The sequence below is a fragment of the Nitratireductor lacus genome (assembly GCF_056431025.1).
In genome coordinates this window covers 38,206-63,752 of record NZ_JBWKMB010000010.1, presented here as the reverse complement: position 1 = coordinate 63,752, position 25,547 = coordinate 38,206, and the positions used below count along the sequence as shown (strand labels likewise).

Here is a 25,547-nt window from a genome sequence, read left to right as displayed (position 1 = left end):
CTTCGCCAGTTTACGAAAACGATGAAGCGGTCTGGCCGGCACCCGTCACCCGGTCAGGGCGCAACCTCCAGGTTGACGGCTTTCGGGCCTTTGCCACGCTTGTCCGGCTCGGTCTCGAACGTGACTTTCTGCCCGTCCTCGAGGCCCTGCAGGCCGGATGCCTGAACGGCTGAAATATGAACAAACACGTCCTTCTCGCCATTATCCGGGGTGATGAACCCGTATCCCTTGGCCTGATTGAAGAACTTGACGGTACCACTCTGCGACATAGGAAGGAGTCCTTTCTCCCTTTATGCTGGTTTCGGCGGGCAAACCTCTTGATGGGTTCTCGCCCATGGCGTCATCGGTCGTTTACTGGGGGAGAAGAAACAGTCAGCTTCACGCCTCTCATCGGGACCAGTGGTGCGGGCTACTTGCCCGGACAAGTTGTTTGTCCTCGTTGCTTCGACGCGACTTCCTGAGGGCGTGATTATATCCGCCGCCAGGGCATGCCATTCCAGTCTCCGGGCCGGCAAATGCCCGAATGGCAGGGAGCTTGTTCGATTTTTTTAAAGGGAGCAAGCGAAAGTTTTGTGAATAATACGAATTGCGAAGAACAATGCGCCTGCAATCTGTGCGGGCAAATAAAAAGCGCGGCGAGTGAACGCCGCGCTCGATATGTGCATCCGGGAGAGTCTGGAAATCAGACTGCCGACAGATTGACAGCCTTCGGGCCCTTGCCCATGCGGTCGGGCTCAACCTCAAAGGAAACCTTCTGGCCGTCGGTGAGCGTGGTCATGCCGGAGCGCTCGACTGCCGAGATGTGTACGAACACGTCTTTCGCGCCATCATCGGGGGTGATGAAGCCGAAGCCTTTGCTCGCGTTGAAAAATTTAACGGTGCCTGTCTGGGCCATTGGGAAACTCCTTTTCCCTTTGAGAAGTCGCGTCTGCGCAACGTGCACAGGTTAGCGGTGGTTCGAGAGTTTGAAGAAAATCGGGGAAAGGGGCCGTCCAAATCATAAAGCTTCCAGTCTCCGGGTCTGCAATCACCCGAGCGCGAGGGAATCTATGGCACGAAAGGGAAATAGCTACAAGACTGCCTGCAAAGCCGGCTCTCATCCTCTTTTGGTCATGCCACACGCCTGTTTTGCAGGATCGCGCGGGTATGGGGAGGTTGGCAAAATACCATTTCCAATCGGCCCCCGAGATAAATCGCAGGCGGGTATTCGACCAAGGTATAATGCCCGTCAAGCCCTTGCGGCGGCTTCAAGTCCGGCTATGTCGAGCTTCACCATTTGCAGCATTGCCCCCATCACACGCTGCGCCCTGGCGGTATCCGGATCGTTTATCAGTTCGCCAAGCCGCCGCGGCAGGATCTGCCAGCTCAGGCCCCAGCGGTCCCTGAGCCAACCGCACTGTTCCGTCGTTCCGCCCTCGCCAAGCGCGCTCCAGAGCCGGTCGATCTCGGCCTGGGTTTCGCATTCGAGCATGATCGAAAAACTGTGATTGAACGCGTCGAGCGGTCCTGCTTCAAGCCCCTGGTAGCGCTGGTCACCAAGCGTGAAGCTTGCAATCTTCAGGCTTCCTGCAGGCCCGCCCGGTGTTTCTGCGGGCAGCGCCTTCACGCTCTCTATGCTGGAGCCGGGGATCAGCGACGTGTAGAGCCGGAGTGCGCTCTCCATGTCTTTTTCGAACCAGAGATGCTGTGTGACCTTCATGGCATTGCCCTTTCATTCTGATGGATCTTGCCACATAGGACGCAGGGCGCACCCCGCTTCCGACACGGGTCTCAGACTTCTGGCGCAATGGGCATCCAGTGGGGCAGGATTTCCATGTCCGGCAGTGTTGCGGGCCAGAAATGGCCATGAAACGGCTGGTTATGCGCACGGTCGATGGGAATGAAGATGGGTTTTGCCATTGCCTTTTTCTGGCACGGCGCGCATGGCGCGTCCATCCTGCGGGAGCGCTCAGTCTTGTGGCGCGGTGCCAAGCCGCGCGCCTTCATAGCCCTGTCTGGCAATCGTAGAGCACAGGCCAAGCCATTCGCAGCCAAGGCAGGCCTGCCGGGTTTTGCCCCCGGCAAAGGCAGTGCGCATCCGCTCGATCAGTTCCCGGTCGGGGTGAAGAATTTGCCCTGTGGCAATCTCATCGCCGAGCCAGCGCGAGAGGGCGCCTGCCGCCCGGGCATCCCGCTCCCGCACGCGCGCGTTCAGGCAATGCGGTTGCGGCTCTTCATCCAGCAGTGGCCGGCAGATGTCATCCGGTCCTTCGACGAGAAGCACCTCCTCGCCCGCGTTAAGGCGCGAAATGATGCCGTCGTAATTGGTGGTGAAGGCGGGGCTGTAGCCCCGCCCGACATAAGTCAGCATGCACAGAAGATGATGTGCACGCAGCCGCACCGTCATTGCGCATCACCGCGCTTTGCCGTGCGTGCGAGCGCCACCAGAGACGCAGCGCCGAGCGCCGACTTCAGGATGCCGCCGATCACGAATGGCGCAACGCCAAGCATGAAGGCCTTCTCCATGCCAATCAGGCCGGCGAGCCAGACACCGCCCATGGCGAGGCAGAGTGCATTGGCTGCCAGCATGGAGGTGAAGGCGAGGAACGGGCGCTCGGCGTTCCAGCCGCGCTCTGCCAGAAGGCCGACAAGCAATGCCATGACCGGGAATGCGGCCAGGTAGCCGCCCGTCGGTCCGGCGAAGTGTGCGAGGCCGCCCGCGCCGCCGGCCAGGACCGGCAGGCCGATCATCGCCTCACCGAGCCAGGCGAGAACGGTCAGCGTGCCGAGACGCGCGCCATAAAGCGCTCCGATCATGGCAACCGCAAAGGTCTGCATGGTGACCGGCACCGGCACCATCGGCACCTCGATGCGCGAAGCCAGGGCCAGGAACAGCGTGCCAAGCACGACCGCACCGGCCCTGAAGGCGAGCGATCTCTGGTCGAGCTGCAGCGCACCGGCGCTGCCGATCAGCCTTGTGGTTTGCGATGTGGCGAAACTCTCAGACATGGGGCACCTTTCGAATTATAGATAATTTAGAGTCTTGATCTATTATTGAGTCCACATTCGCGCGCTCTTGGCAAGAGGGATGTGGACAATCCCTCTTCTTTCGTCCGCTTGCGGGTGATTGCGCTCCGTTCTGGCGCTTTCGGTTCCGGAGCCTGGGCGCCGGCAGGAAGCGCCGGGGAGGGGGTGCCCCGGTCAGCCCTCGATCACGAAGGCCTTGCGCTGCTTTCCAGACGCGGTCTCGACGGGTTTGTGCCCGATCCATTGCACGTGCCGCGCGAGCACCGTGCAGGCCGCGTCCAGTTCACCGCGGCGCAGATGTTCAAGGATCGCGCGATGGTCGCGGTCGGTGCGCGTTTCCCAGTTCGAGCGCCAGGCCGAGAAGAGAAAGCGGGCGCTCGCTGCATGCAGATCGTCGATGGCCGCCAGCAGGCGCGGCATGCCGCATGGGGCGACCAGAAGCCTGTGAAATCGCCGGTTTGCGGCTTCCCACGCCATCACATCCCGCGCCCGGTCGCCTTCCAGCGTCGCCTCTTCGGCAGAGGCGAGGATCGCCGGCGTCAGGTGCTGCGCGGCGTTGCGCAGGGCCAGCACTTCCAGAGCCGCCCGCATCTCCGCCACTTCGCGCACCTGGTTCAGGTCGAATGCCGCCACCCGCACCCCGCGGCGTGGTTCGTTCTTTGCCAGTCCCTGTGCTTCGAGCAGCCGAAACGCCTCGCGCACCGGCACATGGCTGGCACCGAACTCCTCGGCGACATGGTCCTGCCGCAGCCGGGCGCCAGGCTCCAGCGTGCCGGAGATGATGCGGTCGGCCAGCGCGCGTGCGATCTGGGCGGCTTTGGTCTCTCTGTGCTCGGTCATAATTATAGATAATTTGGTCGACGCGGCTTTGTCGAGTGGGCACGTGTCCTGATCGTGAGAAAGATGAGGCGATAACGAAGCCGCTTGACGATTTCCATATTTGGGATAATTTCTCAAATATGGATTCTCTCTCGTTTGATGACCACACCATAGACCAGCGTATTGCCGAGCGTCTGCGCGCGCTTCGTCAGGAGCGCGGCTGGTCGCTTGAGGATCTCGCCACGCGCTGCGGGGTCAGCCGCGCGACGCTTTCGCGGCTTGAGAACGCCGAGGTCAGCGCCACCGCCAGTGCGCTGGGCAGGCTTTGCCAGGCCTACGGCATGACGCTCTCGCGCCTGATCCATCTGGTCGAGGACGATTTCCCGCCTTTGGTGCAGCGCGCCGGGCAGACGGTCTGGGAGGATGCCCGCTCGGGCTTTGCGCGCCGCATCGTCTCGCCGCCCGCCCGTGCGCTTGCCGGCGAGGCGATGGAGGGTGTGCTGCGCCCCGGCGCCCGCATCACCTATGAGGGGCCGCCGCGCGCGGGGCTGGAGCATCATCTTGTCCTGCTGGAAGGTGCGCTTCGCGTCACGGTGGATGGTGTGGCCCACGCGCTTCATCCGGGCGATTGTCTTCGGTATCAGCTTCGCGGGCCGAGCCGGTTTGAGGCTGGTGAGGCGGGCGCCCGCTATCTCCTTTTCACGGTCTGAATCATGCAGGTTTCTTCTACCCTCTCCATAGAACGCGTGGATGCCGGTGCGGCGGAGCACATCCTGCCCGAACTGGCGGCGCTGCTTCATGCCTGTGTCCATGACGGAGCGAGCATCGGGTTCATACTGCCCTTTGGCATCGAGGACGCAGCGGGCTTCTGGCGCGGAACCATCCTTCCCGCGCTTGTGTCAGGCGGGCGCATTCTCTTCATCGCCCGGCAGGGCGGCGCGCTCGCAGGCTCCGTTCAACTCGTTGTCGACACCCCGCCCAATCAGCCGCATCGGGTCGAAGCGTCCAAGCTTCTGGTCGATCCCGCCTTTCGCCGGCGGGGCATCGGCCGTGCGCTGATGGGGGCGCTGGAAGGCGAGGCGCGCAGCCTTGGCCGCAGCCTCATCACGCTCGACACGCGTACGGGCGACAGGGCCGAACCGCTTTATGCAGCTCTTGGCTTTTCCGTCGCAGGTATCATTCCCGGTTACTGCCGCGATCCCTTTCACGACCATCTCGACGCCACCACGGTCATGTACAAGCGGCTGTAACTCCGGGTGCTGTCTCACGCGTCCGATACCGTTGCGAACAGATCGTGATGCAGCCTGCGGAACGCGCGCGTGGTAACGGCACTTGTCTGTCGGGGTGGCTTCAGTTCGGCGAATGGAATCATGCGGCATCTCAGAAAACTGCATCGCGCGCGGATGTCTGCGCATCGCGGTGGTCATGGGCTGCTGCGGCGCACAGGTTCGTTCCGCAGGCGTGAGGTCCCGCGTTCCCGTTCAGGCCGGCATTTCATGAATGAGCAAGGGACACTGTACATCCATGATCGATTTCAACCGACGGGATTTTCTCTCTCTCGCGGCGGCGTTTTCTGTCGTCGCGCCGTTGCCGGGCAGGGCGCTTGCCGCCGCCGGCGCGCCCGGCCTGACCTACGGGCCGGCAAAACCCTTCGGTTTCGACTGGTTGAAAGAAGAGGCGAAGGCGCTCTCGGAAAGGCCATGGCAGAATGCGCGCTCGCCCCATGGCGATACACTGGAGAAGATCGACTACGATGCTTTCCAGAAGATCCGGTTTCGCAGCGATCATGCGCTCTGGGCTGATGGAAAGGGCGGTGCGCCGGTGCAGTTTTTCCATCTCGGTCGGTATTTTCAGGAGCCCGTCCTTATACACGTGGTGGAAAACGGCGAGGCCCGCGAGGTGCTCTACAGGCAGGCGTATTTCGACCTTCCCGCAGATCATCCCGCCCGAGGCCTGCCCGACAATATCGGGTTTTCCGGCTTTCGCCTGCATGAACCCTCGCAGAAGACCGACTGGCTCGCCTTTCTCGGTGCGTCCTATTTCCGGTCTTCCGGTGCGCTCAACCAGTATGGCCTCTCGGCGCGCGGTCTTGCCATCGACACCGCTCTGCCGAAGCCGGAGGAGTTTCCCCGCTTCAGCCGCATCTGGCTTGAGCGTGTGGAGGGCGAGCCGGATCGGGTTCTTGTCTACGCCCTGCTCGACAGTCCGAGCATCACGGGCGCCTATCGCTTCGACTGCGCAAGGGCCGACGGCCCGGTGATGGACGTTTCCTCCAGTCTGTACCCGCGCAAAGCCATTGAGCGGTTGGGTGTCGCACCGCTCACCTCCATGTACTGGTACTCCGAAACCAATCGCGGACAGGCGGTCGACTGGCGGCCGGAAATCCATGATTCAGACGGGCTCGCCATCTGGATGGGCAATGGCGAGCGCCTCTGGCGTCCTCTCAACAACCCGCCCGCAACCGTCACCAACGCCTTTGTGGACGCGCGCCCGCGTGGCTTCGGCCTGCTTCAGCGCGATCGGGAATTCACCCATTACCAGGATGATGGCGTCTTCTATGACCGCCGCCCCTCTGCCTGGGTCGAGCCGGTCAATGAGTGGGCCTCGGGGCAGGTGCAGCTCGTTGAGATTCCGACCGACGACGAGATTCACGACAATATCGTCATGTACTGGGTGCCCGATGAGCCGGTGGAGCCGGGCAGGGCGCTTCAGTTCGATTACCGCCTTCACTGGACCGCGAGCGAGCCCTTTCCTGCCGATCTCGGACGCGTCATGGCCACCCGGACCGGTACGGGCGGTATTCCCGGTCAGCCGAGGCCGAAAAACACGACACGTTTCGTCGTCGATTATCGTGGCGGGGAGGTGGGCGCGCTCGAGCGCGGTGATGCCGCGCCGGTCATTGGTCTTTCGCGCGGTGCCGTGACGCTCGCCGATTCGCATCCGGTGGTCGGTCAGCCGGGTCTGTACCGCGCCTTCTTCGATGCACGGATCGATGGCACCGACCCCGTCGATATGCGCATGTATGTGAAGGGAAAGGACGACCGCGCCCTCACGGAAACCTGGCTCTATCAGTATTTCCCCAACCGGAGTGCGCTGGGCCGCGGTTCGTGAAGCGGCCTATCCACCAATCAGCCAGGTGCTTGCCAGCGCGGCCAGATAGAGCCCGACCCCGAAGGAGGTGTGCGCGATCAGGCTGCGCAGCCGGGCCGTGTTCGGAGCCGGTGTTCTGGATGCTGCAATCCCGGCGCCCATTCCGGGCTGAAGTATAAGGAAGGGGGCGAGCACCGTTACGAGGCCCGTTGCGAGTGCGGGCAGGAAGCTGGGCTGGCGTGCCCAGTCCAGTCCTGCAATGGCGATCAGCGCTCCGGCAAAGACCACGCCGATGGCATAGTGCGCGACCCAGCCGATCCCGCGTTCACCGGCAATCGGCTGGGCGGCGCCGATGGCCGCATGGCGGAATGTTCCCCTGCCCAGATGGCCGATCCAGCGCCCGACCATCGCGTAGTTGAGGCCGACCACGCCAAAGGCCCGTTTCTGAAACAGCGCCCAAAGGTCCATCACCGCCGTTGCGCCCACTCCGATCAGAAAGGCGCGCACGCAGAATTCGATTGTTTCGGCCGTCATCACTCACCCTGTTTCCTGCCTGCCCGGATGCCGGGGCTTCGTTTTTGCACCGGCTGCTCAAGGCCAATGCACCGAGCGCCATTAGATCGCCCTGCATCCATCCGGACGCACAAAGGACGATCTAAACTATTGCTGGAGCATCGGAATAACCCGAAAGCCGGCTTCCACTTTTCGGTCCGATGCACTAACGCATCGTCGGACATCCAAATTAATATTCAATTGTTTTATTGATTGATTGCTTGAAAGCGCGGCGTTTGTCAATGCGTATCGGGCCGGGCATCAATCTTCTGTCCGGGCGCCGGTCATTTTGCGGGACACGCGATCTGTCTCGAGAGTTCAGCTTTCAAAGGCCGCCGCTGCCAGCCGCTCGACATGCGTTTTCAGATCAGCCGGCCATCCGCCGATCCGGCTTTGAAAGCGCTTCGCATCACCGGCATAGAGCGCGCGGGCCGCTTCTTCATAGCCCGGCTGGTCGCCCAGCATGGCCATCATGAAGCGATCTGTGGCTGCCTGGGCCCTGCGCAGGCGCTCACGCGGCGCGTCGGCGGTTCTTGCGGCATCGACCAGCTTGCGGAGTGTGGCCGAAGCACCGCCGGGCTGCTCGTTGAGCCAGTCCCAATGACGCGGAAGCAGCGTTACCTCGCGCGCCACGACGCCGAGTTTCGGTCGGCCGGGCGCGCGCTTCGCGGACGCTTTGGCAGGCTCCCCGCCGGACAGTCTCGCGGCCACCTCGGCATCGCTGCCGCTCAGGTTGAAATCGACCTGCCGCCCGGTTTCATCGTCGAAGATCAGCACGTCTGCGCCGGGATGTACCGTCAGCAGCGCCTTCACGGCCAGCGCGACGTCAATGTTCGTACCGCTGGCGAGGCGTTTCCTGCCATGAAAGGCCGTGTAACCGGGCATGATAAGTCTCCATTCAATTTTCGCGCCTTTTACCCGGGTATAATAATTCTGTCAATATACCCGGATAAAATACTGAATGTCTTCGCGTGCCGGCTTTTCCGGGCAGGCACGACAAAATAAGAGGGGGGATGATGAAAGAGCTTCTGCTTTTGCGCCACGCGAAATCGAGCTGGGATGATCCGTCTCTGGCCGATGTCGAGCGTCCGCTCGCACCGCGCGGTCGTCGGGCCGCTCCGCGCATGGGGCGCGAGCTTGCGCGCCGTGGCTGGCTGCCCGATCGGGTTCTGGTTTCTCCGGCCCGGCGCGCGCAGCAGACCTGGCGGCTTGTCGCCGTCGAAATCGGTCGGATGGAGCTTGCGCCCGGCAGCGGGGAGGGGCTCTACATGGCCGCGCCTGAGCAATTGCTTGCCGCCTTGCGGAAGATTCCGGAGAAGGCCGCGCGTGTCCTCCTTGTCGGCCACAATCCGGGCATGGAGGACTTCGCCAGCCGTCTGGCCGGCGATGGGTCCGAGGAGGACGCGCTGGAGCGCATGCGCGAAAAATTCCCCACCGCCGCCGTCGCCCGCTTCGCGTTTGACGGGCGCTGGGATGCGCTCTCCTTCGGCCAGGCCCGGCTGCTCGACTTTCTGAAGCCGAGGGATTTCAACTGATGGAAGGTGCGATCGAGAACCGATAGGTCGTTTCTTCCGGGCCGGAGCTTACCTCGAAGCGCGCTGCGCCGGCGGCGCTGATCGCCTTGGGCCAGAAGGCGAGCGCTCCGCCGTTGCCGGCCATTGCGCTGATCTCCCATGTGCCGGGGTGACGGTGCATGGCGCTCACGGCCATCGCCCGCCCAAGCCCGTTGCGTCGGACTGCCGGTAAAACCGCGAACTCCGCCATGGAAAATATGACGCCGTTCTGCCCAAGCATCCGCACCATTGCAAAGCCGCCGACCGTTTCGCCATCGGAGAAGATGTAGGGCCAGCGCTGGTTCGTTTCCTGCCAATAGAGGTCGAAATAGGGATAGTCGTTATCGATGCTGCCATAGGCTGAGAGTTCTTCGAGGTAGTCTCGAAGCATTCGCCTGATCAGTGCTTTGTCGGTCTCTCCAGCGAGGATCAGTTTCATGGGGTGGCTTGTCCGGTTGTTTGTGGGGAGCACTACATATCAGTGGTGACGCGTTCGCACACGACTCTTCGAAACTTGCTTTTTCCGCTGTCCCGCGCTAGCACCCGGTCAACTGTCTGGAGGTTTTATGTCCCGGTGAAGCGGGGGCGGCTGCGCCCCTGAAATGGATGATGGCTGGTGGCCTACGCGGCCCGCGCATCCGTTTCGCATCCTGAACCGATTTTTCGCAGCGGCGTGCCTTTGCCGGCGCGCGTGATGCTGCGCAACTGGACATGACCAAATGATCAAGACCTATGAACCGGGCGTCGATGACGACGCCATCGTCGCCATCTGGCTCGCCGCCAGCCGGCTCGCCCACGCCTTTCTCGGCGAAGATTTCATCGCCGGCGAGGCGGAGAATATCCGCAGTGTCTATCTGCCCATGGCCGATACCCGCACCGTCTGGGTGGATGGCCGGCTTGTCGGCTTCCTGTCCCTGCTCGGCAATCAGGTCGGCGGCCTGTTTCTCGATCCGCAATTTCATGGCCGCGGTCTGGGGCGGGCGCTGATGGACGATGCCGTGGCCCGCATGGGCACGCTCGAACTCGATGTGTTCGTCAAGAACGATATCGGCCGCCGCTTCTATGAACGCTACGGCTTCACCGTGGTGGACGAGCGCATCGACGAGCCCACGGGCGAGCCGCTTCTGCATCTTCGCTACCGGGCCTGACACAATCGCGCATGATGGTTCCTGACAGCCTTCTGTCAGGAGCCGAGCGGGGTGGTGCATTCCCTGTGCGCCACCCCTTTCCATTTTGTTCCTGCGGTTCCATATTCGCCCCATGGCCAGATCACCCGACAAGAAGAATGGCGGCTTCGCCGAAGCCCCCCAGCCCGCGCTTTCGGGCACACCGCTCTCCGGTTCCATTGCGGACTGGGCGGATGAAATCGCGCAGGAAGCCGAGAAAGCTGCAAAACCGAAAAAGCCCAAAAAGCCTGCCGAACGTTCTGCCTCCGCTTCGAAGACCGCGCGCGGAACCTCCATGGGCGGCGCGGCCTCGGCCAGGGATCGCGCCGCTGCCGGTCTCATGCCGGTCGCCGGGCTCGACGTCACGCTGGAAGAGGCCGAGGGGCTCTCCTCTTCGGGTGTCACCGCCACGGTTGCAGCGCTCTCCAGGCTGATCGAAGGCGGCGATCCGAACCTCCAGTCCAGCTGGACGCCGCACCGCCCGGCGCGGCCGGAAAAGTCCGAGGGCGGCATTCCGCTCAGAATGGCGACGGAGTTCAAACCGTCGGGCGATCAGCCCACGGCCATTGCCGATCTCGTCGCCGGCCTCAGAGGTTCCCCCTCCGTGGCAGGGCAAGCGAGCCTTGCGAGCGCCAGCCCGCGAACGGACGCAGCGCCGGATGGCGGTGCGGAACAGGAGATACAACCCGAAAGAACACAGGTTCTTTTGGGCGTCACAGGTTCCGGCAAGACCTTCACCATGGCCAAGGTGATCGAGGAAACGCAGCGCCCGGCCATCATCCTCGCGCCAAACAAGACGCTGGCCGCCCAGCTCTATGGTGAGTTCAGGTCTTTCTTCCCGGACAATGCGGTCGAGTATTTCGTCTCCTATTACGACTACTACCAGCCGGAAGCCTACGTCCCGCGTTCCGACACCTATATCGAGAAGGAATCCTCCATCAACGAGCAGATCGACCGCATGCGCCACTCTGCCACGCGCGCCCTGCTCGAACGCGATGACGTGATCATCGTCGCCTCGGTCTCCTGCATCTACGGTATCGGCTCCGTCGAGACCTACACGGCCATGACCTTCCAGATGCAGATCGGCGACCGGCTCGACCAGCGCCAGCTTCTGGCTGATCTCGTCGCCCAGCAATACAAGCGTCAGGACATCAATTTCGTCCGCGGTTCCTTCCGCGTGCGCGGCGACACGATCGAAATCTTCCCCGCCCACCTGGAAGACCGCGCCTGGCGCATCTCGCTCTTCGGCGACGAGATCGAGACCATCACCGAGTTCGACCCGCTCACCGGCAAGAAGACGGGCGACCTGCAGTCGGTCAAGATCTACGCCAATTCGCATTATGTCACCCCGCGCCCCACGCTCAACCAGGCCATCAAGGGCATCAATGCCGAATTGAAACAGCGCCTTGCCGAGCTTGAGCGCGCCGGTCGCCTGCTGGAGGCCCAGCGCCTCGAACAGCGCACCCGCTTCGATCTCGAAATGCTGGAAGCCACCGGCTCCTGCGCCGGCATCGAGAACTATTCGCGCTATTTGACCGGCCGCGCGCCCGGCGAGCCGCCGCCCACCCTGTTCGAATATATTCCCGACAATGCACTCGTCTTTGTCGATGAGAGCCACGTCACCATCCCGCAGATCGGCGGCATGTATCGCGGCGACTTCCGCCGCAAGGCGACGCTCGCCGAATACGGATTCCGCCTGCCGTCCTGCATGGACAACCGCCCGCTCCGCTTCGAGGAATGGGACGCCATGCGTCCGTCCACAATCGCCGTCTCCGCCACGCCCGGCAACTGGGAGATGGAGGCTGCCGGCGGCGTTTTCGCCGAGCAGGTCATTCGCCCCACCGGCCTCATCGACCCGCCTGTCGAGGTGCGTCCCGCCAAGACCCAGGTCGACGATGTGCTGGGAGAAATCCGCGAGACCGCCGCCAAGGGCTATCGCACGCTCGTCACCGTGCTCACCAAGCGCATGGCGGAGGACCTCACCGAGTACCTGCACGAGCAGGGCGTGCGCGTGCGCTACATGCACTCCGACATCGACACGCTGGAGCGCATCGAGATCATCCGCGACCTGCGCCTCGGCGCCTTCGACGTGCTCGTCGGCATCAACCTTCTGCGCGAGGGCCTCGACATTCCCGAATGCGGCCTTGTCGCCATTCTCGATGCCGACAAGGAAGGCTTTCTGCGCTCCGAAACCTCGCTCATCCAGACCATCGGTCGCGCCGCGCGCAATGTCGATGGCCGCGTCATGCTCTATGCCGACCGCATCACCGGCTCCATGGAACGCGCCATGGAAGAGACCAACCGCCGCCGCGAAAAGCAGCTTGCCTATAATGAGGAGCACGGCATCACGCCGGCTTCCATCAAGAAGAACATCGCCGACATTCTCGATTCCGTTTATGAGCGCGACCATGTCCGCGCCGACATTGGCGGTGCCGGCGGCAGGGGCGACGACCTCAACAATCTCGTCGGTAACAACCTCGCTGCCCATCTCGAACACCTCGAGAAGTCGATGCGCGACGCCGCCGCCGATCTCGACTTCGAGGAGGCCGCGCGCCTGCGCGACGAGATCAAGCGTCTGAAGGAAACCGAGCTCGCCATCATGGACGACCCGCTCGCCCGCGACGCCGGCGTCGAAAATACGCAAAAATCCCGCCGCGACAGGGCGCGCAGCCGCAAGGGGCCCCTTCGTCAGGATGAGGGTGGCGGTGGACACAAAGCCCCTCATGGTGAGCCCGTCGAACCACGGGGGGCGGGCAGCAAAGCTCCGGCCTCATCACTCTTCCACAAGCCCGATCTGGACGAAATGGGCACCTCCGGCGGTCATTCGGTCCCGGCAGGCAAAACGCTCTTCCGCAAGAACGATCTGGACGAGATGACGGTCGGCCGCACCGAAAAGCCGGTGCGCAAGCCGGTTCAGCAGAAGCCGGAAGACGACACCAGACCGGTCAAACGCCACCGGCCCGGGATCGGCTCCTACGAAGACCCCGCCGAGGAACGCCGCAGCAAACGCCGCCCGGGGAAAACGGGCAGGCCGGGGCGGTAATCCTCCCTCCGTCATCCCGAAAGCCGCGAGGCTATCCGGGACCCATTGGCAGAACGCCCTGGGGCACGGCCCGGTTTTCGCAGGCACGCCCTTAAGCTTCCTCGCCGTTGCGGCGGGATTCTCTCACTCCCGATCCCGCTCAAACCGCGCTGTCACCGGAAACGCGGGCAGCCACTTCTCGCGGCGTGACACCCACAGCTCATAATCCGGCACAAGCTGGTCCGGCGCGTCCAGCGTGCCGAGATGCACTTCGATCTCGTCGCCGGTGCGGGCAAAGACCGAAGAGCCGCAGCGTGGGCAGAAGTGGCGACCTTCAAAGGCGTGAGTCTCGCCGGTGATACGCACCGCCTCCGCCGCAAAGACGGCTGCCGCATAAAACAGCGCGCCATGGTGCTTGCGGCAGTCGAGGCAATGACAGATGCCCACGCGGTCGGGCTCTCCCGAAACCTCGATCCGCACCGCGCCGCACAGGCATCCGCCGCTCAACCGCTTCATTGCCTGTTTCCTTTCCCGTCTTTGCTTTGGCGCACTCTGCCGCCGGAAAGATGCAGCTGCAAGGGACAGGCGCAAGGGGAGGCGGCTTGAAAGAGTTTTGAGAACATCCGTCGCTTCTTCTCCCCGCAAACGCGGAGAAGGAGGCCGTCAATACCCACTGCTTCGTCATCCTCGGACCTGATCCGAGGATCCATGCCGCAACACCGGGGATAAACCGCAGCCCTTCAAGGCGACACGCAATTTTTCTCACTCCTACCCCATCACCAGCGCAACGGCATGGATCCCATGGTCAAGCCATAGGATGACGACGTTGGCGAAATGCGTTCCCTACTCGCTATTCGCTACTCCCTATTCGCTCTTTTCTCCCCCACCCCCAGAACCTCCACTACACTCCCACCCATCGCCCCTGTCGGGAACCGGGTCCGGAGCCGGGGATCAGGAGGGGCGACGGCAGCCTCCCCCTCGGGTTCGGTGACCCGAGGCCTGTGAGGGCCCGCGAAAGGCCGGCGGCCGGCATCATGTCGGTTGCGGAAAAGCCGCTAGGGCACAGATCGCCCGAGTGACCGGTCGGCAGTCGGGACAGCGGCCGGCGGGGCGCGCTTTTCGCGCCACTTAATTCACAACAGAGAGGCACGAAAAACGCGCCCCGTTTCCCGAACGATGCAAACCCCGGCGGCAACCCCGCGCGGCAACGAAGGAGCCTGTCTTGAAATGCCCGCGCCACACCCCTCTGTCCTGCCGGACATCTCCCCCTCAAGGGGGGAGAATGGCTGGCGGGCAGGCTGCACACTCCTCATTCCGGTGGCGATTGGCAGAAACCCATCCACCGCCTGATCTCCCTCCTTGAGGGGGAGATGTCCGGCAGGACAGAGGGGGTAACTGCGCAAACGGTCGAAACCAGCCCCACCCCCTCTGCAGAATGCCCGCCAGCACCAAACGCCCCCTTCTCCCCGCAGGCGGGGAGAAGGTGAGGATGAGGGGCAGGCGCCATCACCTGCAAGGATAACGACAGAGGTGAAGCAGACCGCAAGGCACCGCCTGCCCCTCATCCCCTGCCGGGACCTTCTCCCCGCCCGCGGGGAGAAGGGGGCCGTCATCCCGAAAACCGCGATCCATTGGAAAACGCGCAGGAACGCGGCCGGTCGGCAGGAACCCGCAGTGCCCGCTCGCTGAAGTCATCAACGCAAAAAATCAGGGAGACCCCACATGTCACGCAAAACCAGAAAGCCGCAGGCGCAGACCGAGGCCAACGCGAAACTTTTCGAGATCGTTGGCGGCCTTGCGAGGATCCGCGACACGCTATTGGATGAGAAGGGCATCAAGCCACCTTTTCCCATTAGCCCGCCCGAATGGCCGTGTGAGGAAATGCAGGTGGCGTTTCGGTATCTCGCCGGACAGGCCGACAGGCCGCAGCACTGTTCAAACCGGCGGTGCCGGCGCGCGGGTATGTGTCAGGCAGGGGTGGATGCGCCGCTGGACGCGGACTGTTTTTCGAACTGGAACGATAGCGATGTCTCGCGGCTCCATGCTGCCTGGCTGGGTGTCGTTCTGTGCTGGATGTACGATGCCGAGCGGTATGAGCATTTCATGGCGATGTGGCAGCACAAAACGCAGGAATGCACCTTGCCCGAACTGAAGAAAGCCCTTGAGGAGACCAGGAAAAAACTCGCATGGGTGACAACCTGAGCGCCGTGTTCCCGCGGCGTTTGGTGCCCCTGGAGGGTTTTGCCCCGGGTGGTCCCCCGAGTGCTCCCCTGGGGCGCTCCCCGGGGCGCTCTATTGCCATTTTCGTGTGCCTTAGGCTTCGAGCCGCGCCACGCTGTCCAGCCCGGCCTGAACCAGGTTCAGTGGCAGGCGGCGTCCGCTTGCCCAGGAACGCATCACGTGTCCGGCAACCCGTTCGCGGGACTTGCTGTCGCTCTGTCCTATGCCAAGCTCGGCGCAGACGGCTTCGATGGCGTTTTCCATCGCTGCCATTTCCTCTGCATCGTAGATGCCGGCGCTCTTGTGCGGTACTCCAGACTTGGCCATGGTCCGGCCCTCCTCAGCCGTGCGAAGTTGCAGTCGGCGCGCGTTACCTCCAGTGCCGCCGTCCACTGTCACTCCACCATAAACGGTAACAGGTTTATTTCCCGTGTCTATTATGGCGAATCTATGTTGCGTGTATGCGACGGGCCCGGCGAAAAAAAACGCGGGGGCCGTGAACCTTTCTTTTTCCTCCTGCGACAGACGGGCATCGATCGCAAAGGAGGATGATGAAATGTCCCTGAAACGCACCATCGCAACCGGCCTGATGGCCGTCACCCTTGCCGCCACGGCGCTTTCGGCCGCCAGTGTCGAAAGCCGCGCGGGGAGCCTGTCTCCGGGTGAGGCTGCGGCCATCGCCGGGCTCGGCGGTTTTATTGCAGGCGGCCTGATCGCGGATTCCCGCGCCCGGTATTATGGCCCCGCGCCGGTTTATGGCCGCGCTTCCGCCTGGGACCGGCATGTGGCCCGCTGCTACGCGCGCTACCGCTCCTATGACGAGTACAGCGATACCTTTCTCGGCTATGACGGCTATCGCCATCGCTGCCGGCTCTAGAGCATCGGACCGAAAAGTGGAATCCGGTTTTCGGATTATTCCGATGCTCCATCAATGGTTTGGATCGTCCTTTGTGCGTCCGGATGGACGCACGGCGATCCAGAGCATCGGACCGAAAAGTGGAAACCGGTTTTCGGTTTATTCCGATGCTCGATCTGGTTGTTCACGCAAAGGCCATGCGCGGTTACCCGATTTGACCGCGCCGCCACGGCGTGTCGGGAAAATCCGGGCGGGTCGTGAACGCGGGCCGTTCGGATCTTGTCCGCTTTGCAGCGAGGGCGGCGTGAACCAAAGCCGGTATCGCGCGTTGTTCAGCACGCAACCGCCGGCGAAGCGGGAGATTGCGGCAAAGCTTTGGCGGGAGGCGTGTTTGCGGCGGTCATCCTGTTTGATTTGAGATTGCCGGTGTCTGGCGTCACCTTTTTCCCGTCGGCCTGGTTCCCGGCTCCCCCAAAGCTGTCGACGGGGACTGGGCCGACATGAAAACAGAAAGGGAGTTCTCTCCATGAAGAAAATCCTCGCAGCCCTTGCCACCACCGGCTTCCTCACGCTCTCGGCCTATGCCGCGGACGTGCAGGGAACCGTGCAGTCCGTCGATCCTGCCACCAGAACCATCGCCCTCGACGACGGCACGGTTTACACAGCCGGCGAGGGCGTCGATCTCGCCGGCATATCGGCTGGCGCTTCGGTCACGCTGACCATAGATGACACAACAAACGAGGTGACTTCCGTAGAAGCGCAAATGTAACCCTGCCCGTCCTGTCCTTCCCCTGGGACGGGAAGCCGGTCTCCAAAGGAGGCCGGCTTCTTCGCGTATGTTTGTCCTTTCGGAACAAACTGTCATAAAACAATGTTAAGGGGGCTTTCGAGAAGGGAATCAATCTGTTTTCCCTTGGCTTGATGCATTGATGACCGGAGGCGGAATTTCATGAAGATTGCAGTTCTTGGCGGCGATGGATTCGTCGGCTGGCCGACCTCGCTTCACCTGTCGGCTCGCGGGCACGAGGTCCACATCGTTGACAATCTGTCCCGGCGCTGGATCGACACAGAGCTCGGCGTTCAGTCGCTGACGCCCATGGACTCCATTCAGGAGCGCACCCGCATCTGGCATCAGGAAACGGGCCGGCGCATCCATTTCCACCTGATCGACCTGGCGCGCGATTATGATGTGCTGAAGGCGTGGCTTGCCGAGCACAGGCCCGATGCCATCGTGCATTTTGCCGAGCAGCGCGCTGCGCCCTATTCGATGAAGACCGACCGTCACAAGAACTACACGGTCAACAACAACGTCAACGCCACGCATAATCTGCTCAATGCGATGACGGAGATCGGTCTCGACGCGCATCTGGTCCATCTGGGCACGATGGGCGTTTATGGATATTCCTCCGTCGGTGCGGCAATCCCGGAAGGCTATCTCCCGGTCGGGGTCGAGACGCTCTCGGGCGAGACGGCGTCGCAGGAAATCCTTTACCCTACCAATCCGGGCTCCATCTACCACATGACGAAGTCGCTGGATCAGCTTCTGTTCCAGTTCTATGCCAAAAATGACGGCGTGCGCATCACCGACCTGCATCAGGGCATTGTGTGGGGCACGCACACGGAAGAAACGAAGCTCCACGCGCAGCTCATCAACCGCTTCGACTATGATGGTGACTACGGAACAGTGCTCAACCGCTTCCTGATCCAGGCGGCGATCGGCTACCCGCTGACCGTGCATGGCACGGGCGGCCAGACGCGGGCGTTCATCCACATTCAGGATTCGGTGCGCTGCGTCGAGATCGCATTGAACAATCCACCGAAGCGGGGCGACCGCGTGGAAATCTTCAACCAGATGACCGAAACGCACCGCGTGCGGGACCTGGCGGAACTCATCGCGCGCATGACGGGCGCGAAGGTCGCTTACCTGCCGAACCCGCGCAAGGAAGCGGCGGAAAACGATCTGGTCGTGAGAAACGACAAGTTCCTGTCGCTCGGCCTCAACCCGATCACGCTGGAAGAAGGGCTTCTGGCCGAGGTCGTCGATGTGGCGAAGAAGTTCGATTATCGCGTCGACCGCTCGCGCATTCCGGCCGTGTCCGCCTGGACCAAGGACATTGCGCCGACCATCGAGCGCGATCCGGAAGGCAAGCGGCTCAAGAGCGTGGGCTAAGCGACGGCTTTCATGTCGAAACACGCCTATGTGACGCTTGTCACCAATGAAGATTATGCGATGGGCGCGCTGGCTCTGGTGCGCTCGCTGCGGCTGACGGAAACGGATGCCGATCTTGTGGTGATGCACACCGGTGGAGCTCCCGCCCAGGCGCTGAAGCCGCTGGCTGCGCTCGGCGCACGGCTTGTGCCGGCGGAGCTTCTGCCCACCTCAGATGCCTTCAACGAGCGGCATCAGCGGGCACGGCTTCACGCGGATGCACCCTTCACCAAGGGCAACAAGCCGAGTTTTCACACCCCGCTCGACAATTTCGCCAAGCTCCGGCTGTGGCAGTTGACCGAGTATGAACGGGTCGTGTTCATCGACGCCGACGCGGTGGTGGTGCGCAATATCGACCGGCTGTTCGGTTACCCGGAATTCTCCGCCGCGCCCAATGTCTATGAGAGCCTTGCGGATTTTCACCGGCTGAATTCAGGCGTGTTTGTAGCAACGCCTTCCGAAGCGACATTTGCCGCCATGCTTGCGCGACTGGATCAGCCCGAAGCGTTCTGGCGGCGGACCGACCAGACTTTTCTGCAGGCGTATTTTCCGCACTGGCATGGTTTGCCGGTGTTTTTCAACATGCTGCAATATGTGTGGTTCAACCTGCCGGAGCTCTGGGACTGGACGTCGATTTCAATAGTCCACTATCAGTATGAAAAGCCCTGGGAGCGGGATCACCCCAAAGCAGCCGAATTGCAGCCGTTGATCGACCTCTGGAATGCGTATCACTCGGGTGAGGGCATTCCCGACATCGATGCGCTGGCGAACCCGGTGTCATGAGCACGCCCCACAGCATCGTGTCCGGCGGGACCGGGCTTGTCGGGCGCTTCATTGTCGAGGGGTTGCTGGCAGCGGGGCACCGCGTGACGGTGCTGGGGCGCAACGCGCCGCCGGAAGGCCTTTTTTCAGGGGCGGTCGCATTTGCGCCCATGACGCTTGAGCCGACATCCATCTCGACGGCCCTGTTTGAGGGGGCGGATTTCTTCGTGCATGCGGCCTTCGACCACCTGCCGGGGCGGTACCGGGGCGGGGAAGGCGATGATGCGGCGGGGTTTCGCCGACGCAATCTCGACGGAAGCATTGCCATGTTCCGCGCCGCGCGGGCGGCGGGTGTGGCGCGAACGGTGTTTCTTTCCACGCGCGCAGTGTATGGGCCACGCGCACCGGGGTCGATGCTCGATGAGACCGATGCCTGCCGGCCCGACACACTTTACGGCCAGGTAAAGCTGGCCGGCGAGGAGGCGCTCTCACAGCTTTCCGGCGAGAGGTTTACCGGTGTGAGCCTGCGTGTGACGGGGGTCTATGGAGCGGCGGGCAGCGGACGATCGCACAAATGGGCAGGCCTTTTTGAGGATTACCTTTCCGGCCGTGAGATCGCACCGCGCGTGGCGACTGAAGTGCATGGTGAGGATGTTGGATCGGCTGTGCGCCTGATGCTGACATTGCCGGCGGCAAAGCTTGTGGGCGGTGTCTTCAACGTGTCGGATCTGCTGCTCGATCGTCACGATCTTCTGGCGCTCGTGGCACAGGAAACTGGGTGCAGGAATCCGTTGCCGCGTGCCGCAGACAGAAGCGCGGTCAATGTGATGAAAACGGATCACCTGCGCGCCCTCGGATGGACGCCTGCCGGCATGGCGCTTCTCAGGCGAACGGTGCCCGAATTGTTAGGCAGGCGTTAACCGCTGCGTGGTTTGTGAACCCCGGCAGCAACCGTAAACTTCACGTATCGATTCAAGTACCTGATGTGTCGATTCAGGTTTTTTGCGCGATGATTCATTTTGTCGCGGCAAGCTTCTGAAAATGAATCGGAAATCCGGCCTGCTATTTTGCCGAAATGGGTGCCTGCGTCGCCTGGAGATGCAGCTCGTCACCCTCATAGGGGTGAGCTTCGGCGACACTTTCGTCAAGTTCGACACCAAGCCCCGGTTCTCTCGATGGAATGACAAAACCATCCTCCCAGCGAATTTTCTGTTTCAGCAATCGAGCGTGAAAACCGTCGAAGGTGCGGATCGCTTCCAGGATCAGGAAGTTGGGAAGGGTGACGGCGAGCTGGATGTTCGCGGCAGCGACAATGGGGCCGCAATAGCAGTGCGGCGCGATCTGAACATGATGAGCTTCTGCCATGGCCGCGATCTTCTTCGTTTCAAGAAGGCCTCCTGACCGACCGAGATTGGGCTGGAAGATGCCGGCGGCGCCAAGGCTGAGAAGCTGGGCAAATTCATACTTCGTGGTGAGCCTTTCCCCCGTGGCGATGGGGATCGTGGTTCCACGTGCGACCTGCGCCATGGCTTCGGGACTGTCCGGAGGAACAGGCTCCTCGAACCAGAGCGGATCATAGGGTTCGAGCGCGCGGGCCATGCGGATTGCACCCGACGGTGTGAACTGGCCGTGGGTGCCGAACAGGATGTCGGCGCGCCTGCCGACCGCCTCGCGAACCGCAGCGACCATGCTTATGGAAAGCTCGATATCGCTCTGGCGCGGCTGATGGCCGCCGAAAGCGGTGTATGGGCCCGCCGGATCGAATTTGACCGCGTCAAAACCCTGCGCAAGGCAGGCCAATGCGGCTTCGGCGGCAAGGTCGGGATCGTTGTAGACATTGCGTTCGCTATCGGTCTCGCCCGGTGCGGCGCTGCCCGTGGCAGGGTAGAGATAGGTGTAGCTGCGCAGCCGCTCATGCACCTTTCCGCCGAGCAGCTTGTAGACCGGTTTGCCGGCCTCCTTGCCGATGATGTCCCAGCACGCCATTTCGAGGGCGGACACGCACCCCATCAGTGTTGGATCGGGCCGCTGGCTGAAGCCGGAGGAATAGGCGCGGCGAAAGAAGGTTTCGATGTCGTGCGGGTCGTGACCGATCAGGTGGCGTTCGGCCACGTCTTCGATCATGCGTGCGGTGAGGTGTGGGCCGAAGGCGGCGGAGTAGGCCTCGCCATATCCAGTCACACCGCCATCGGTGACGAGCTTCACGAAGATGAAATAGCGCCCGCCCACATGCGGTGGCGGGTTTGCAGTGACGAAGGTTCTGGCTTCGGCAATCTTCATTCGAAGATCACCACATTGCGCAGGGCCTGTCCGTTCTTCACGGCGGCAATCGCCTCGTTGATCTCCTCGAGCCTGTAACGGGCGGTGATGAGTTCATCGAGTTTCAGCCGGCCCTTCTGATAATGCTCGACTAGGATGGGTATGTCGTGGCGGATCCGCGTTTCGCCCATCTTGGAACCGATGATCTTCTGGTTGAGGGCAGCAAGCTTGCCCGGATCATACGGGATGCGCACGCCATTGGCGGGCATGCCGACAACGATGACAGAACCGTTGCGGGTTATATAGCGCGGGGCGCTGGCAAGCGCTGCCTCGACGCCCACGGTGACGAAGACGAAATCCACGCCACGCCCCTGTGTGAGCGTTTTGATCGCCTTCGCGTGATCGGGATCGGCGGGGCTGAACGCGTGGGTGGCGCCGAACTCGCGGGCTGCTGCCAGCTTGTCGTCGCTGAGATCAAGCGCGATGACCGGGCTCGCGCCGGCGAGTGCCGCACCCTGAATGGCATTGAGTCCGACGCCCCCGCAGCCAATAACAGCCACCGCATGGCCTGCAGACACACGGGCCGTGTTGGTGACCGCGCCGAAGCCGGTGATGACACCACAGGCTAGGAGCGAGGCGACGTCGAACGGCATGTCGGCCGGCACATGGGCGAGCTGGCTTTCATGAACGACCACTTTTTCGGCAAAAGCGCCAGTGCGCAGCCCCTGCTCGCAGGCGCCGCCATCGGCAAAGGCGAGGGGGCCTCGCTGATCGAGCGGGAAAACCTCCTCGCACATGACCAGGCTCTGGCGCGCGCAGTAGTGGCAATGGCCGCAGGAGCGGATGAGCGTGACGACGACATGATCGCCAGGCACAACGCCGGTGACGCCGGGGCCGACTGCGGAAACCACGCCGGCCGCCTCGTGGCCGTAGACAGCGGGGAGATCGCCGCCCCACGCGCCTTCGGCATAAGAGATGTCGGAGTGGCAGATGGCACAGGCTTTGAGGTCGACGAGAACTTCACCCCGCCGTGGCGGAGCAAGCTCGAGCGTTTCGATCGAGAGGGGGCTGCCGAACGCCCGGCATACGGCGGCCTTGATCTGCATGGAAACCTCGCTTGGATGCGTGCAACCCGGATTAAAGCCGCAAGTTTGTCATGGGTGCAACGCAGATACGACACCGAAGTGCAACCATGCGTCAATGGAAGAGGTGCCATGCGCCCGCGTTTGTTGACCCGGAGACCTGTCGGAGCTACGCCGGATGACGTTCAAAAAAAGGGGAATGACAGGTCATGAATGCACCGGAAACGCCCACAGGCGATCTGACGCTTCGCACGCAGGCGATGCCGGGTGATGCCAATGCCGCTGGCGATATTTTCGGCGGCTGGGTCATGGCGCAGATGGACCTTGCGAGCGGCATCCGTGCCGCCGAACGCGCCCATGGCCGCGTGGTGACGGCCGGTGTGAAGGAAATGGCCTTTGCCAAGCCGATGAAGGTTGGCGACACGCTGTGCATCTACACCCATATCGAGGGGGTGGGGCGCACGTCGATCCGGCTCAAGGTCGAAGCGTGGGCACAGCGCTACCTGTCGCCGACCATGGAAATGGTCACCCATGCAGATTTTGTGATGGTGGCGCTCGACGCCAATGGCAGGCCCACCCCTGTGCCACCCGAAGACTGAGGTCTACGCCTCTGCCACCTCGTCGAGTTTCGTTGCAAGCACGCGGTCGATCCGGCGATTGTCCAGATCCATGATCTCGAAACGCCATCCCATCGCGTCGGTGCTTTCGCCGGTCTTCGGCAGATGCGTGAACTCGTTGAGCAGGAAGCCTGCGAGCGTGGTGTAGGTGCGCTCTGCGGGAAGGGGGAAGCCCAGATGGTCGGCCATCTCGTCGGCGGGCATGGAGCCGGGCAGGAGCCAGGAGCCGTCGGCGCGCTCGACGATGTCCATCTCGCCTTCCTCGGCATCGGCACGAAAAAGGCCGGCAATGGCCTCCAGAATGTCGGAGGGCGTCACGATGCCTTCGAAATGGCCGTGCTCGTCGTGCACCAGCGCCATCGGCACTGCCGCTTCGCGCAGGACGGAAAGCACATCGAGCGCGTCGGCCATATCGTGAACGATCGGTGCTGGTAGAACATGCGTCCGGATATCCAGTGCTTCGCCCGATAGCTGGACGGCAAGCAGGTCGCGCAGCTTGACCACACCGGCGATCTCATCGATGGACCCTTCGCCGGCGGGAAGAAGGGAGTGACCGGACTCCCTGACATCATCCGCCAGTGCCGTTTCATCCGCTGTCAAGTCGAGCCAGTCGATCTCGCCGCGCGGCGTCATGATGGCACGGGCCTTGCGGTCGGCAAGGCGCATGACACCTGCAATCATGCGACGCTCGTCGGATGCGATGGTGCCGCTGGTTTCGGCCTCGGCGATGAGTGTGCGGATTTCTTCGTCGGTCACGCGCTGGCTCGATTCCGCGCCCTGGCCGAGCAGTGCCAGGACCAGCCGGCCCGACACATCGAGCAGCCACACGAGCGGCAGGGTGATGCGCGACAGGAGGCCCATGATCGGCGCTACCCTGATGGCGATGCCTTCGGCATTCTTCAGCGCGATCTGCTTTGGAACGAGCTCGCCGACGATCAGCGATACATAGGTGATGAGAGCCACGACCAGGCCGACGCCGAGCGGGTTTGCCACGCCTTCCGAAACGCCCTGCATGACGAGCCAGTCGGACAGGCGTGTGCCGAGCGTTGCGCCGGAGAAGGCGCCGGAGAGCACGCCGACCAGGGTGATGCCGATCTGGACCGTGGAAAGGAAACGGCCGGGATCAGCCGACAGTGCAAGGGCGCGGGCGGCGCCGCGCTGGCCCTGTTCGGCCCGGGACTTCAACCGGGCGGGTCTGGCCGACACAACGGCCAGCTCCGACATGGCCATGAAGCCGTTGAAGAGGATAAGGACGAAGAGAATGACGATTTCGACGATGAGCATGGCTGCTCTTTAGCACTCCGGGGTGAACGGCGCGAGACTGCATTGTGTCCAGAAAGGGCGCTATTTGCAGGCGCGATAGCCGTTGCGGCGGCCTTTCAGGTCGAAGTGGAAGTGATCGCGGTGGTCGTAGTTGTAGCCGGGACCGAGAACCGTCGTGAAATAGTCGCAGCCCTCGGCACGCACCGTGTTGAGCAGTCCGCGCTGGCGGAAGGCGAAGAAGCCCGGCTTGCGCACATCGATCTCGCGGCCATTCTTCAATTGGATGCTCATTACGTCGAGTGCGTTGCCCTTGGAGTGCTCGGAGGCAACACTGGTGCCGGCGATGCGCCGGCAGGAATAACTTGAGCCCTGACGGATCTTGCCGATACCGGTGAGGTAGCGCTTGCGTGCGGCCGGTGCGAGCTCGTTTTTTGTCCAGCGGGCAAAGGTCTCGGCCATCTGACAGTTGAGCGTGGCGGCGGGCGCCATTTCAATGTTGCCGGACAGGCCGCTGACCTTGACGGGCCAGTCGATGCGGCAGGCGCCGCCATCGTTGATGGGTTCGAGGTCCTGATATTTGACCCCAAGCCGCTTGAGGCGGCGGCGACAGGCGACCTCTTCCGGCGGCATGACGCGGGCCGAACTTTCGCTGCGCGGCAGGGTGAAGCGCGGGTAGGAAACCATCATCGGGTTTGAGGGAACGAGCGCCTGCAGGCCTTTCGTGCTGTCGGGCGTGGGTGTGGAAGTGGAGACGGATGGTGTCGCCGCTTCGGGCACCGGCGCAGCGGGAGCCGGGGCGAGACGGGCGACAGGCACTGCAGCGGTCTGCACGCCGATATCCACGGAGGGACGCGGCGACATGACATCGCTGACCGAGCAGGCGGAGAGGGCAACAAGCGTCGCACCGGCCGCCGCGAGCAGCATACGCGCGCGCAGCGGCCCTCCAATCGACTTGCCAATACGAATACCCACCATGAACACGCCCCGCCAGCCTCATACGCTCTTTCACGGAAGCAAGCCTAGCCAGACAAGGTAAAGGAAAGGTCAGCGGGGGTGTTCAGACCTGTGACC

The 25,547-nt window shown here is 62.7% G+C and carries 29 protein-coding genes; 13 read left to right on the top strand and 16 right to left on the bottom strand.

The annotated features are described in order from the left end of the window. Nucleotides 1–53: 53 nt before the first annotated feature. From AC07E3_RS10240 to AC07E3_RS10210, 7 genes are all read right to left on the bottom strand, one after another. Nucleotides 54–269, bottom strand: a complete 216-nt coding sequence (locus AC07E3_RS10240; protein WP_223005964.1) for a cold-shock protein — start codon at nucleotides 267–269, stop codon at nucleotides 54–56. 413 nt (nucleotides 270–682) lie between these two features. Further along, on the bottom strand, nucleotides 683–895 hold the full coding sequence (locus AC07E3_RS10235; RefSeq protein ID WP_090327267.1) for a cold-shock protein: 213 nt from the start codon (nucleotides 893–895) through the stop codon (nucleotides 683–685). 333 nt (nucleotides 896–1,228) lie between these two features. Beyond that, on the bottom strand, nucleotides 1,229–1,699 hold the full coding sequence (locus tag AC07E3_RS10230; protein ID WP_336072249.1) for a VOC family protein: 471 nt from the start codon (nucleotides 1,697–1,699) through the stop codon (nucleotides 1,229–1,231). Nucleotides 1,700–1,770: 71 nt separating this feature from the next. After that, a complete protein-coding gene (locus AC07E3_RS10225) occupies nucleotides 1,771–1,899 on the bottom strand; it encodes a hypothetical protein (protein WP_478361666.1) in 129 nt (42 codons plus the stop codon). 49 nt (nucleotides 1,900–1,948) lie between these two features. Beyond that, a complete protein-coding gene (locus AC07E3_RS10220) occupies nucleotides 1,949–2,386 on the bottom strand; it encodes a DUF1284 domain-containing protein (RefSeq protein ID WP_336072253.1) in 438 nt (145 codons plus the stop codon). Then, entirely contained in the window at nucleotides 2,383–2,988 is a 606-nt protein-coding gene (locus AC07E3_RS10215; protein WP_478361663.1) for a biotin transporter BioY, read from the bottom strand. The genes AC07E3_RS10220 and AC07E3_RS10215 overlap by 4 nt, the downstream gene beginning before the upstream one ends. A 192-nt stretch (nucleotides 2,989–3,180) precedes the next feature. Beyond that, nucleotides 3,181–3,846: a GntR family transcriptional regulator gene (locus AC07E3_RS10210; RefSeq protein WP_336072257.1), complete on the bottom strand. Its 666-nt coding sequence runs from the start codon at nucleotides 3,844–3,846 to the stop codon at nucleotides 3,181–3,183. Between the two features lie 119 nt (nucleotides 3,847–3,965). On the opposite strand from AC07E3_RS10210, the gene AC07E3_RS10205 reads away from it, so the two are divergent. From AC07E3_RS10205 to AC07E3_RS10195, 3 genes are all read left to right on the top strand, one after another. Further along, entirely contained in the window at nucleotides 3,966–4,535 is a 570-nt protein-coding gene (locus AC07E3_RS10205; protein WP_336072259.1) for a helix-turn-helix domain-containing protein, read from the top strand. Nucleotides 4,536–4,538: 3 nt separating this feature from the next. Further along, on the top strand, nucleotides 4,539–5,075 hold the full coding sequence (locus AC07E3_RS10200; RefSeq protein ID WP_478361659.1) for an N-acetyltransferase family protein: 537 nt from the start codon (nucleotides 4,539–4,541) through the stop codon (nucleotides 5,073–5,075). Between the two features lie 274 nt (nucleotides 5,076–5,349). Beyond that, entirely contained in the window at nucleotides 5,350–6,936 is a 1,587-nt protein-coding gene (locus tag AC07E3_RS10195) for an OpgD/OpgG family glucan biosynthesis protein (protein WP_478361657.1), read from the top strand. A gap of 6 nt (nucleotides 6,937–6,942) precedes the next feature. Here AC07E3_RS10195 and AC07E3_RS10190 read toward each other — a convergent pair whose 3' ends face one another. Both AC07E3_RS10190 and AC07E3_RS10185 read right to left on the bottom strand, forming a co-directional pair. After that, nucleotides 6,943–7,449 (bottom strand): DUF2938 domain-containing protein, encoded by a 507-nt coding sequence (locus tag AC07E3_RS10190; protein WP_322338676.1) that lies wholly within the window; start codon nucleotides 7,447–7,449, stop codon nucleotides 6,943–6,945. Between the two features lie 336 nt (nucleotides 7,450–7,785). Then, entirely contained in the window at nucleotides 7,786–8,352 is a 567-nt protein-coding gene (locus AC07E3_RS10185) for a DUF2239 family protein (protein WP_478361655.1), read from the bottom strand. A gap of 128 nt (nucleotides 8,353–8,480) precedes the next feature. Here AC07E3_RS10185 and AC07E3_RS10180 point away from each other — a divergent pair, with 128 nt between their 5' ends. Then, nucleotides 8,481–9,002 carry a SixA phosphatase family protein gene (locus AC07E3_RS10180; RefSeq protein ID WP_336072265.1) on the top strand — a complete coding sequence of 174 codons (522 nt, stop codon included), beginning with the start codon at nucleotides 8,481–8,483 and terminating at the stop codon, nucleotides 9,000–9,002. Here AC07E3_RS10180 and AC07E3_RS10175 read toward each other — a convergent pair. After that, nucleotides 8,995–9,459, bottom strand: a complete 465-nt coding sequence (locus tag AC07E3_RS10175) for a GNAT family N-acetyltransferase (RefSeq protein WP_065815421.1) — start codon at nucleotides 9,457–9,459, stop codon at nucleotides 8,995–8,997. The two genes, AC07E3_RS10180 and AC07E3_RS10175, sit on opposite strands and share 8 nt — an antisense overlap. Before the next feature lie 280 nt (nucleotides 9,460–9,739). Here AC07E3_RS10175 and AC07E3_RS10170 point away from each other — a divergent pair, with 280 nt between their 5' ends. After that, complete coding sequence (locus AC07E3_RS10170; protein ID WP_336072269.1) at nucleotides 9,740–10,168, top strand: GNAT family N-acetyltransferase; 429 nt, start codon at nucleotides 9,740–9,742, stop codon at nucleotides 10,166–10,168. A 112-nt stretch (nucleotides 10,169–10,280) separates the two neighbouring features. Beyond that, complete coding sequence (gene uvrB / locus AC07E3_RS10165; protein WP_478361652.1) at nucleotides 10,281–13,229, top strand: excinuclease ABC subunit UvrB; 2,949 nt, start codon at nucleotides 10,281–10,283, stop codon at nucleotides 13,227–13,229. A 123-nt stretch (nucleotides 13,230–13,352) separates the two neighbouring features. On the opposite strand, the gene AC07E3_RS10160 is transcribed toward uvrB, so the two are convergent. Continuing rightward, a complete protein-coding gene (locus AC07E3_RS10160) occupies nucleotides 13,353–13,724 on the bottom strand; it encodes a GFA family protein (RefSeq protein WP_478361650.1) in 372 nt (123 codons plus the stop codon). Between the two features lie 1,206 nt (nucleotides 13,725–14,930). On the opposite strand from AC07E3_RS10160, the gene AC07E3_RS10155 reads away from it, so the two are divergent. After that, complete coding sequence (locus tag AC07E3_RS10155; RefSeq protein ID WP_478361648.1) at nucleotides 14,931–15,410, top strand: hypothetical protein; 480 nt, start codon at nucleotides 14,931–14,933, stop codon at nucleotides 15,408–15,410. Nucleotides 15,411–15,521: 111 nt separating this feature from the next. Here AC07E3_RS10155 and AC07E3_RS10150 read toward each other — a convergent pair whose 3' ends face one another. After that, the gene (locus AC07E3_RS10150; protein WP_007010466.1) at nucleotides 15,522–15,755 is read right to left on the bottom strand and encodes a hypothetical protein; all 234 of its coding nucleotides are present in this window, start codon (nucleotides 15,753–15,755) and stop codon (nucleotides 15,522–15,524) included. 229 nt (nucleotides 15,756–15,984) lie between these two features. Here AC07E3_RS10150 and AC07E3_RS10145 point away from each other — a divergent pair, with 229 nt between their 5' ends. The 5 genes from AC07E3_RS10145 to AC07E3_RS10125 all read left to right on the top strand — a co-directional run bounded on the left by AC07E3_RS10145 (nucleotide 15,985) and on the right by AC07E3_RS10125 (nucleotide 20,175). After that, nucleotides 15,985–16,305, top strand: a complete 321-nt coding sequence (locus AC07E3_RS10145) for a BA14K family protein (protein ID WP_025031398.1) — start codon at nucleotides 15,985–15,987, stop codon at nucleotides 16,303–16,305. 505 nt (nucleotides 16,306–16,810) lie between these two features. Continuing rightward, nucleotides 16,811–17,053: a DUF1344 domain-containing protein gene (locus AC07E3_RS10140; protein ID WP_336067665.1), complete on the top strand. Its 243-nt coding sequence runs from the start codon at nucleotides 16,811–16,813 to the stop codon at nucleotides 17,051–17,053. Nucleotides 17,054–17,233: 180 nt separating this feature from the next. After that, complete coding sequence (locus AC07E3_RS10135) at nucleotides 17,234–18,454, top strand: NAD-dependent epimerase/dehydratase family protein (protein WP_025031400.1); 1,221 nt, start codon at nucleotides 17,234–17,236, stop codon at nucleotides 18,452–18,454. 12 nt (nucleotides 18,455–18,466) lie between these two features. Next, nucleotides 18,467–19,276, top strand: a complete 810-nt coding sequence (locus AC07E3_RS10130; RefSeq protein WP_478361645.1) for a glycosyltransferase — start codon at nucleotides 18,467–18,469, stop codon at nucleotides 19,274–19,276. Continuing rightward, nucleotides 19,273–20,175, top strand: a complete 903-nt coding sequence (locus tag AC07E3_RS10125) for an NAD-dependent epimerase/dehydratase family protein (protein ID WP_478361643.1) — start codon at nucleotides 19,273–19,275, stop codon at nucleotides 20,173–20,175. Before AC07E3_RS10130 ends, AC07E3_RS10125 begins: the two co-directional genes overlap by 4 nt. A gap of 142 nt (nucleotides 20,176–20,317) precedes the next feature. Here AC07E3_RS10125 and AC07E3_RS10120 read toward each other — a convergent pair whose 3' ends face one another. Together AC07E3_RS10120 and AC07E3_RS10115 are read right to left on the bottom strand one after the other, a co-directional pair. After that, on the bottom strand, nucleotides 20,318–21,535 hold the full coding sequence (locus AC07E3_RS10120) for a mandelate racemase/muconate lactonizing enzyme family protein (protein ID WP_478361641.1): 1,218 nt from the start codon (nucleotides 21,533–21,535) through the stop codon (nucleotides 20,318–20,320). Continuing rightward, on the bottom strand, nucleotides 21,532–22,620 hold the full coding sequence (locus tag AC07E3_RS10115; RefSeq protein WP_336067676.1) for a Zn-dependent alcohol dehydrogenase: 1,089 nt from the start codon (nucleotides 22,618–22,620) through the stop codon (nucleotides 21,532–21,534). The genes AC07E3_RS10120 and AC07E3_RS10115 overlap by 4 nt, the downstream gene beginning before the upstream one ends. A 185-nt stretch (nucleotides 22,621–22,805) precedes the next feature. On the opposite strand from AC07E3_RS10115, the gene AC07E3_RS10110 reads away from it, so the two are divergent. Further along, nucleotides 22,806–23,195: an acyl-CoA thioesterase gene (locus tag AC07E3_RS10110; RefSeq protein ID WP_007010475.1), complete on the top strand. Its 390-nt coding sequence runs from the start codon at nucleotides 22,806–22,808 to the stop codon at nucleotides 23,193–23,195. Between the two features lie 3 nt (nucleotides 23,196–23,198). Here the strand turns inward: AC07E3_RS10110 and AC07E3_RS10105 are convergent, their stop codons facing one another. Further along, the gene (locus AC07E3_RS10105) at nucleotides 23,199–24,497 is read right to left on the bottom strand and encodes a hemolysin family protein (protein ID WP_478361638.1); all 1,299 of its coding nucleotides are present in this window, start codon (nucleotides 24,495–24,497) and stop codon (nucleotides 23,199–23,201) included. A gap of 60 nt (nucleotides 24,498–24,557) precedes the next feature. Further along, on the bottom strand, nucleotides 24,558–25,451 hold the full coding sequence (locus AC07E3_RS10100; RefSeq protein ID WP_478361636.1) for an extensin-like domain-containing protein: 894 nt from the start codon (nucleotides 25,449–25,451) through the stop codon (nucleotides 24,558–24,560). Nucleotides 25,452–25,547: the final 96 nt, after the last annotated feature.

Coding starts and splice junctions, on each gene's coding strand:
- AC07E3_RS10240 (WP_223005964.1), bottom strand. CDS start 269: ATGTCGCAGAGTGGTACCGTCAAGTTCTTCAATCAGGCCAAGGGATAC.
- AC07E3_RS10235 (WP_090327267.1), bottom strand. CDS start 895: ATGGCCCAGACAGGCACCGTTAAATTTTTCAACGCGAGCAAAGGCTTC.
- AC07E3_RS10230 (WP_336072249.1), bottom strand. CDS start 1,699: ATGAAGGTCACACAGCATCTCTGGTTCGAAAAAGACATGGAGAGCGCA.
- AC07E3_RS10225 (WP_478361666.1), bottom strand. CDS start 1,899: ATGGCAAAACCCATCTTCATTCCCATCGACCGTGCGCATAACCAGCCG.
- AC07E3_RS10220 (WP_336072253.1), bottom strand. CDS start 2,386: ATGACGGTGCGGCTGCGTGCACATCATCTTCTGTGCATGCTGACTTAT.
- AC07E3_RS10215 (WP_478361663.1), bottom strand. CDS start 2,988: ATGTCTGAGAGTTTCGCCACATCGCAAACCACAAGGCTGATCGGCAGC.
- AC07E3_RS10210 (WP_336072257.1), bottom strand. CDS start 3,846: ATGACCGAGCACAGAGAGACCAAAGCCGCCCAGATCGCACGCGCGCTG.
- AC07E3_RS10205 (WP_336072259.1), top strand. CDS start 3,966: ATGGATTCTCTCTCGTTTGATGACCACACCATAGACCAGCGTATTGCC.
- AC07E3_RS10200 (WP_478361659.1), top strand. CDS start 4,539: ATGCAGGTTTCTTCTACCCTCTCCATAGAACGCGTGGATGCCGGTGCG.
- AC07E3_RS10195 (WP_478361657.1), top strand. CDS start 5,350: ATGATCGATTTCAACCGACGGGATTTTCTCTCTCTCGCGGCGGCGTTT.
- AC07E3_RS10190 (WP_322338676.1), bottom strand. CDS start 7,449: ATGACGGCCGAAACAATCGAATTCTGCGTGCGCGCCTTTCTGATCGGA.
- AC07E3_RS10185 (WP_478361655.1), bottom strand. CDS start 8,352: ATGCCCGGTTACACGGCCTTTCATGGCAGGAAACGCCTCGCCAGCGGT.
- AC07E3_RS10180 (WP_336072265.1), top strand. CDS start 8,481: ATGATGAAAGAGCTTCTGCTTTTGCGCCACGCGAAATCGAGCTGGGAT.
- AC07E3_RS10175 (WP_065815421.1), bottom strand. CDS start 9,459: ATGAAACTGATCCTCGCTGGAGAGACCGACAAAGCACTGATCAGGCGA.
- AC07E3_RS10170 (WP_336072269.1), top strand. CDS start 9,740: ATGATCAAGACCTATGAACCGGGCGTCGATGACGACGCCATCGTCGCC.
- uvrB (WP_478361652.1), top strand. CDS start 10,281: ATGGCCAGATCACCCGACAAGAAGAATGGCGGCTTCGCCGAAGCCCCC.
- AC07E3_RS10160 (WP_478361650.1), bottom strand. CDS start 13,724: ATGAAGCGGTTGAGCGGCGGATGCCTGTGCGGCGCGGTGCGGATCGAG.
- AC07E3_RS10155 (WP_478361648.1), top strand. CDS start 14,931: ATGTCACGCAAAACCAGAAAGCCGCAGGCGCAGACCGAGGCCAACGCG.
- AC07E3_RS10150 (WP_007010466.1), bottom strand. CDS start 15,755: ATGGCCAAGTCTGGAGTACCGCACAAGAGCGCCGGCATCTACGATGCA.
- AC07E3_RS10145 (WP_025031398.1), top strand. CDS start 15,985: ATGTCCCTGAAACGCACCATCGCAACCGGCCTGATGGCCGTCACCCTT.
- AC07E3_RS10140 (WP_336067665.1), top strand. CDS start 16,811: ATGAAGAAAATCCTCGCAGCCCTTGCCACCACCGGCTTCCTCACGCTC.
- AC07E3_RS10135 (WP_025031400.1), top strand. CDS start 17,234: ATGAAGATTGCAGTTCTTGGCGGCGATGGATTCGTCGGCTGGCCGACC.
- AC07E3_RS10130 (WP_478361645.1), top strand. CDS start 18,467: ATGTCGAAACACGCCTATGTGACGCTTGTCACCAATGAAGATTATGCG.
- AC07E3_RS10125 (WP_478361643.1), top strand. CDS start 19,273: ATGAGCACGCCCCACAGCATCGTGTCCGGCGGGACCGGGCTTGTCGGG.
- AC07E3_RS10120 (WP_478361641.1), bottom strand. CDS start 21,535: ATGAAGATTGCCGAAGCCAGAACCTTCGTCACTGCAAACCCGCCACCG.
- AC07E3_RS10115 (WP_336067676.1), bottom strand. CDS start 22,620: ATGCAGATCAAGGCCGCCGTATGCCGGGCGTTCGGCAGCCCCCTCTCG.
- AC07E3_RS10110 (WP_007010475.1), top strand. CDS start 22,806: ATGAATGCACCGGAAACGCCCACAGGCGATCTGACGCTTCGCACGCAG.
- AC07E3_RS10105 (WP_478361638.1), bottom strand. CDS start 24,497: ATGCTCATCGTCGAAATCGTCATTCTCTTCGTCCTTATCCTCTTCAAC.
- AC07E3_RS10100 (WP_478361636.1), bottom strand. CDS start 25,451: ATGGTGGGTATTCGTATTGGCAAGTCGATTGGAGGGCCGCTGCGCGCG.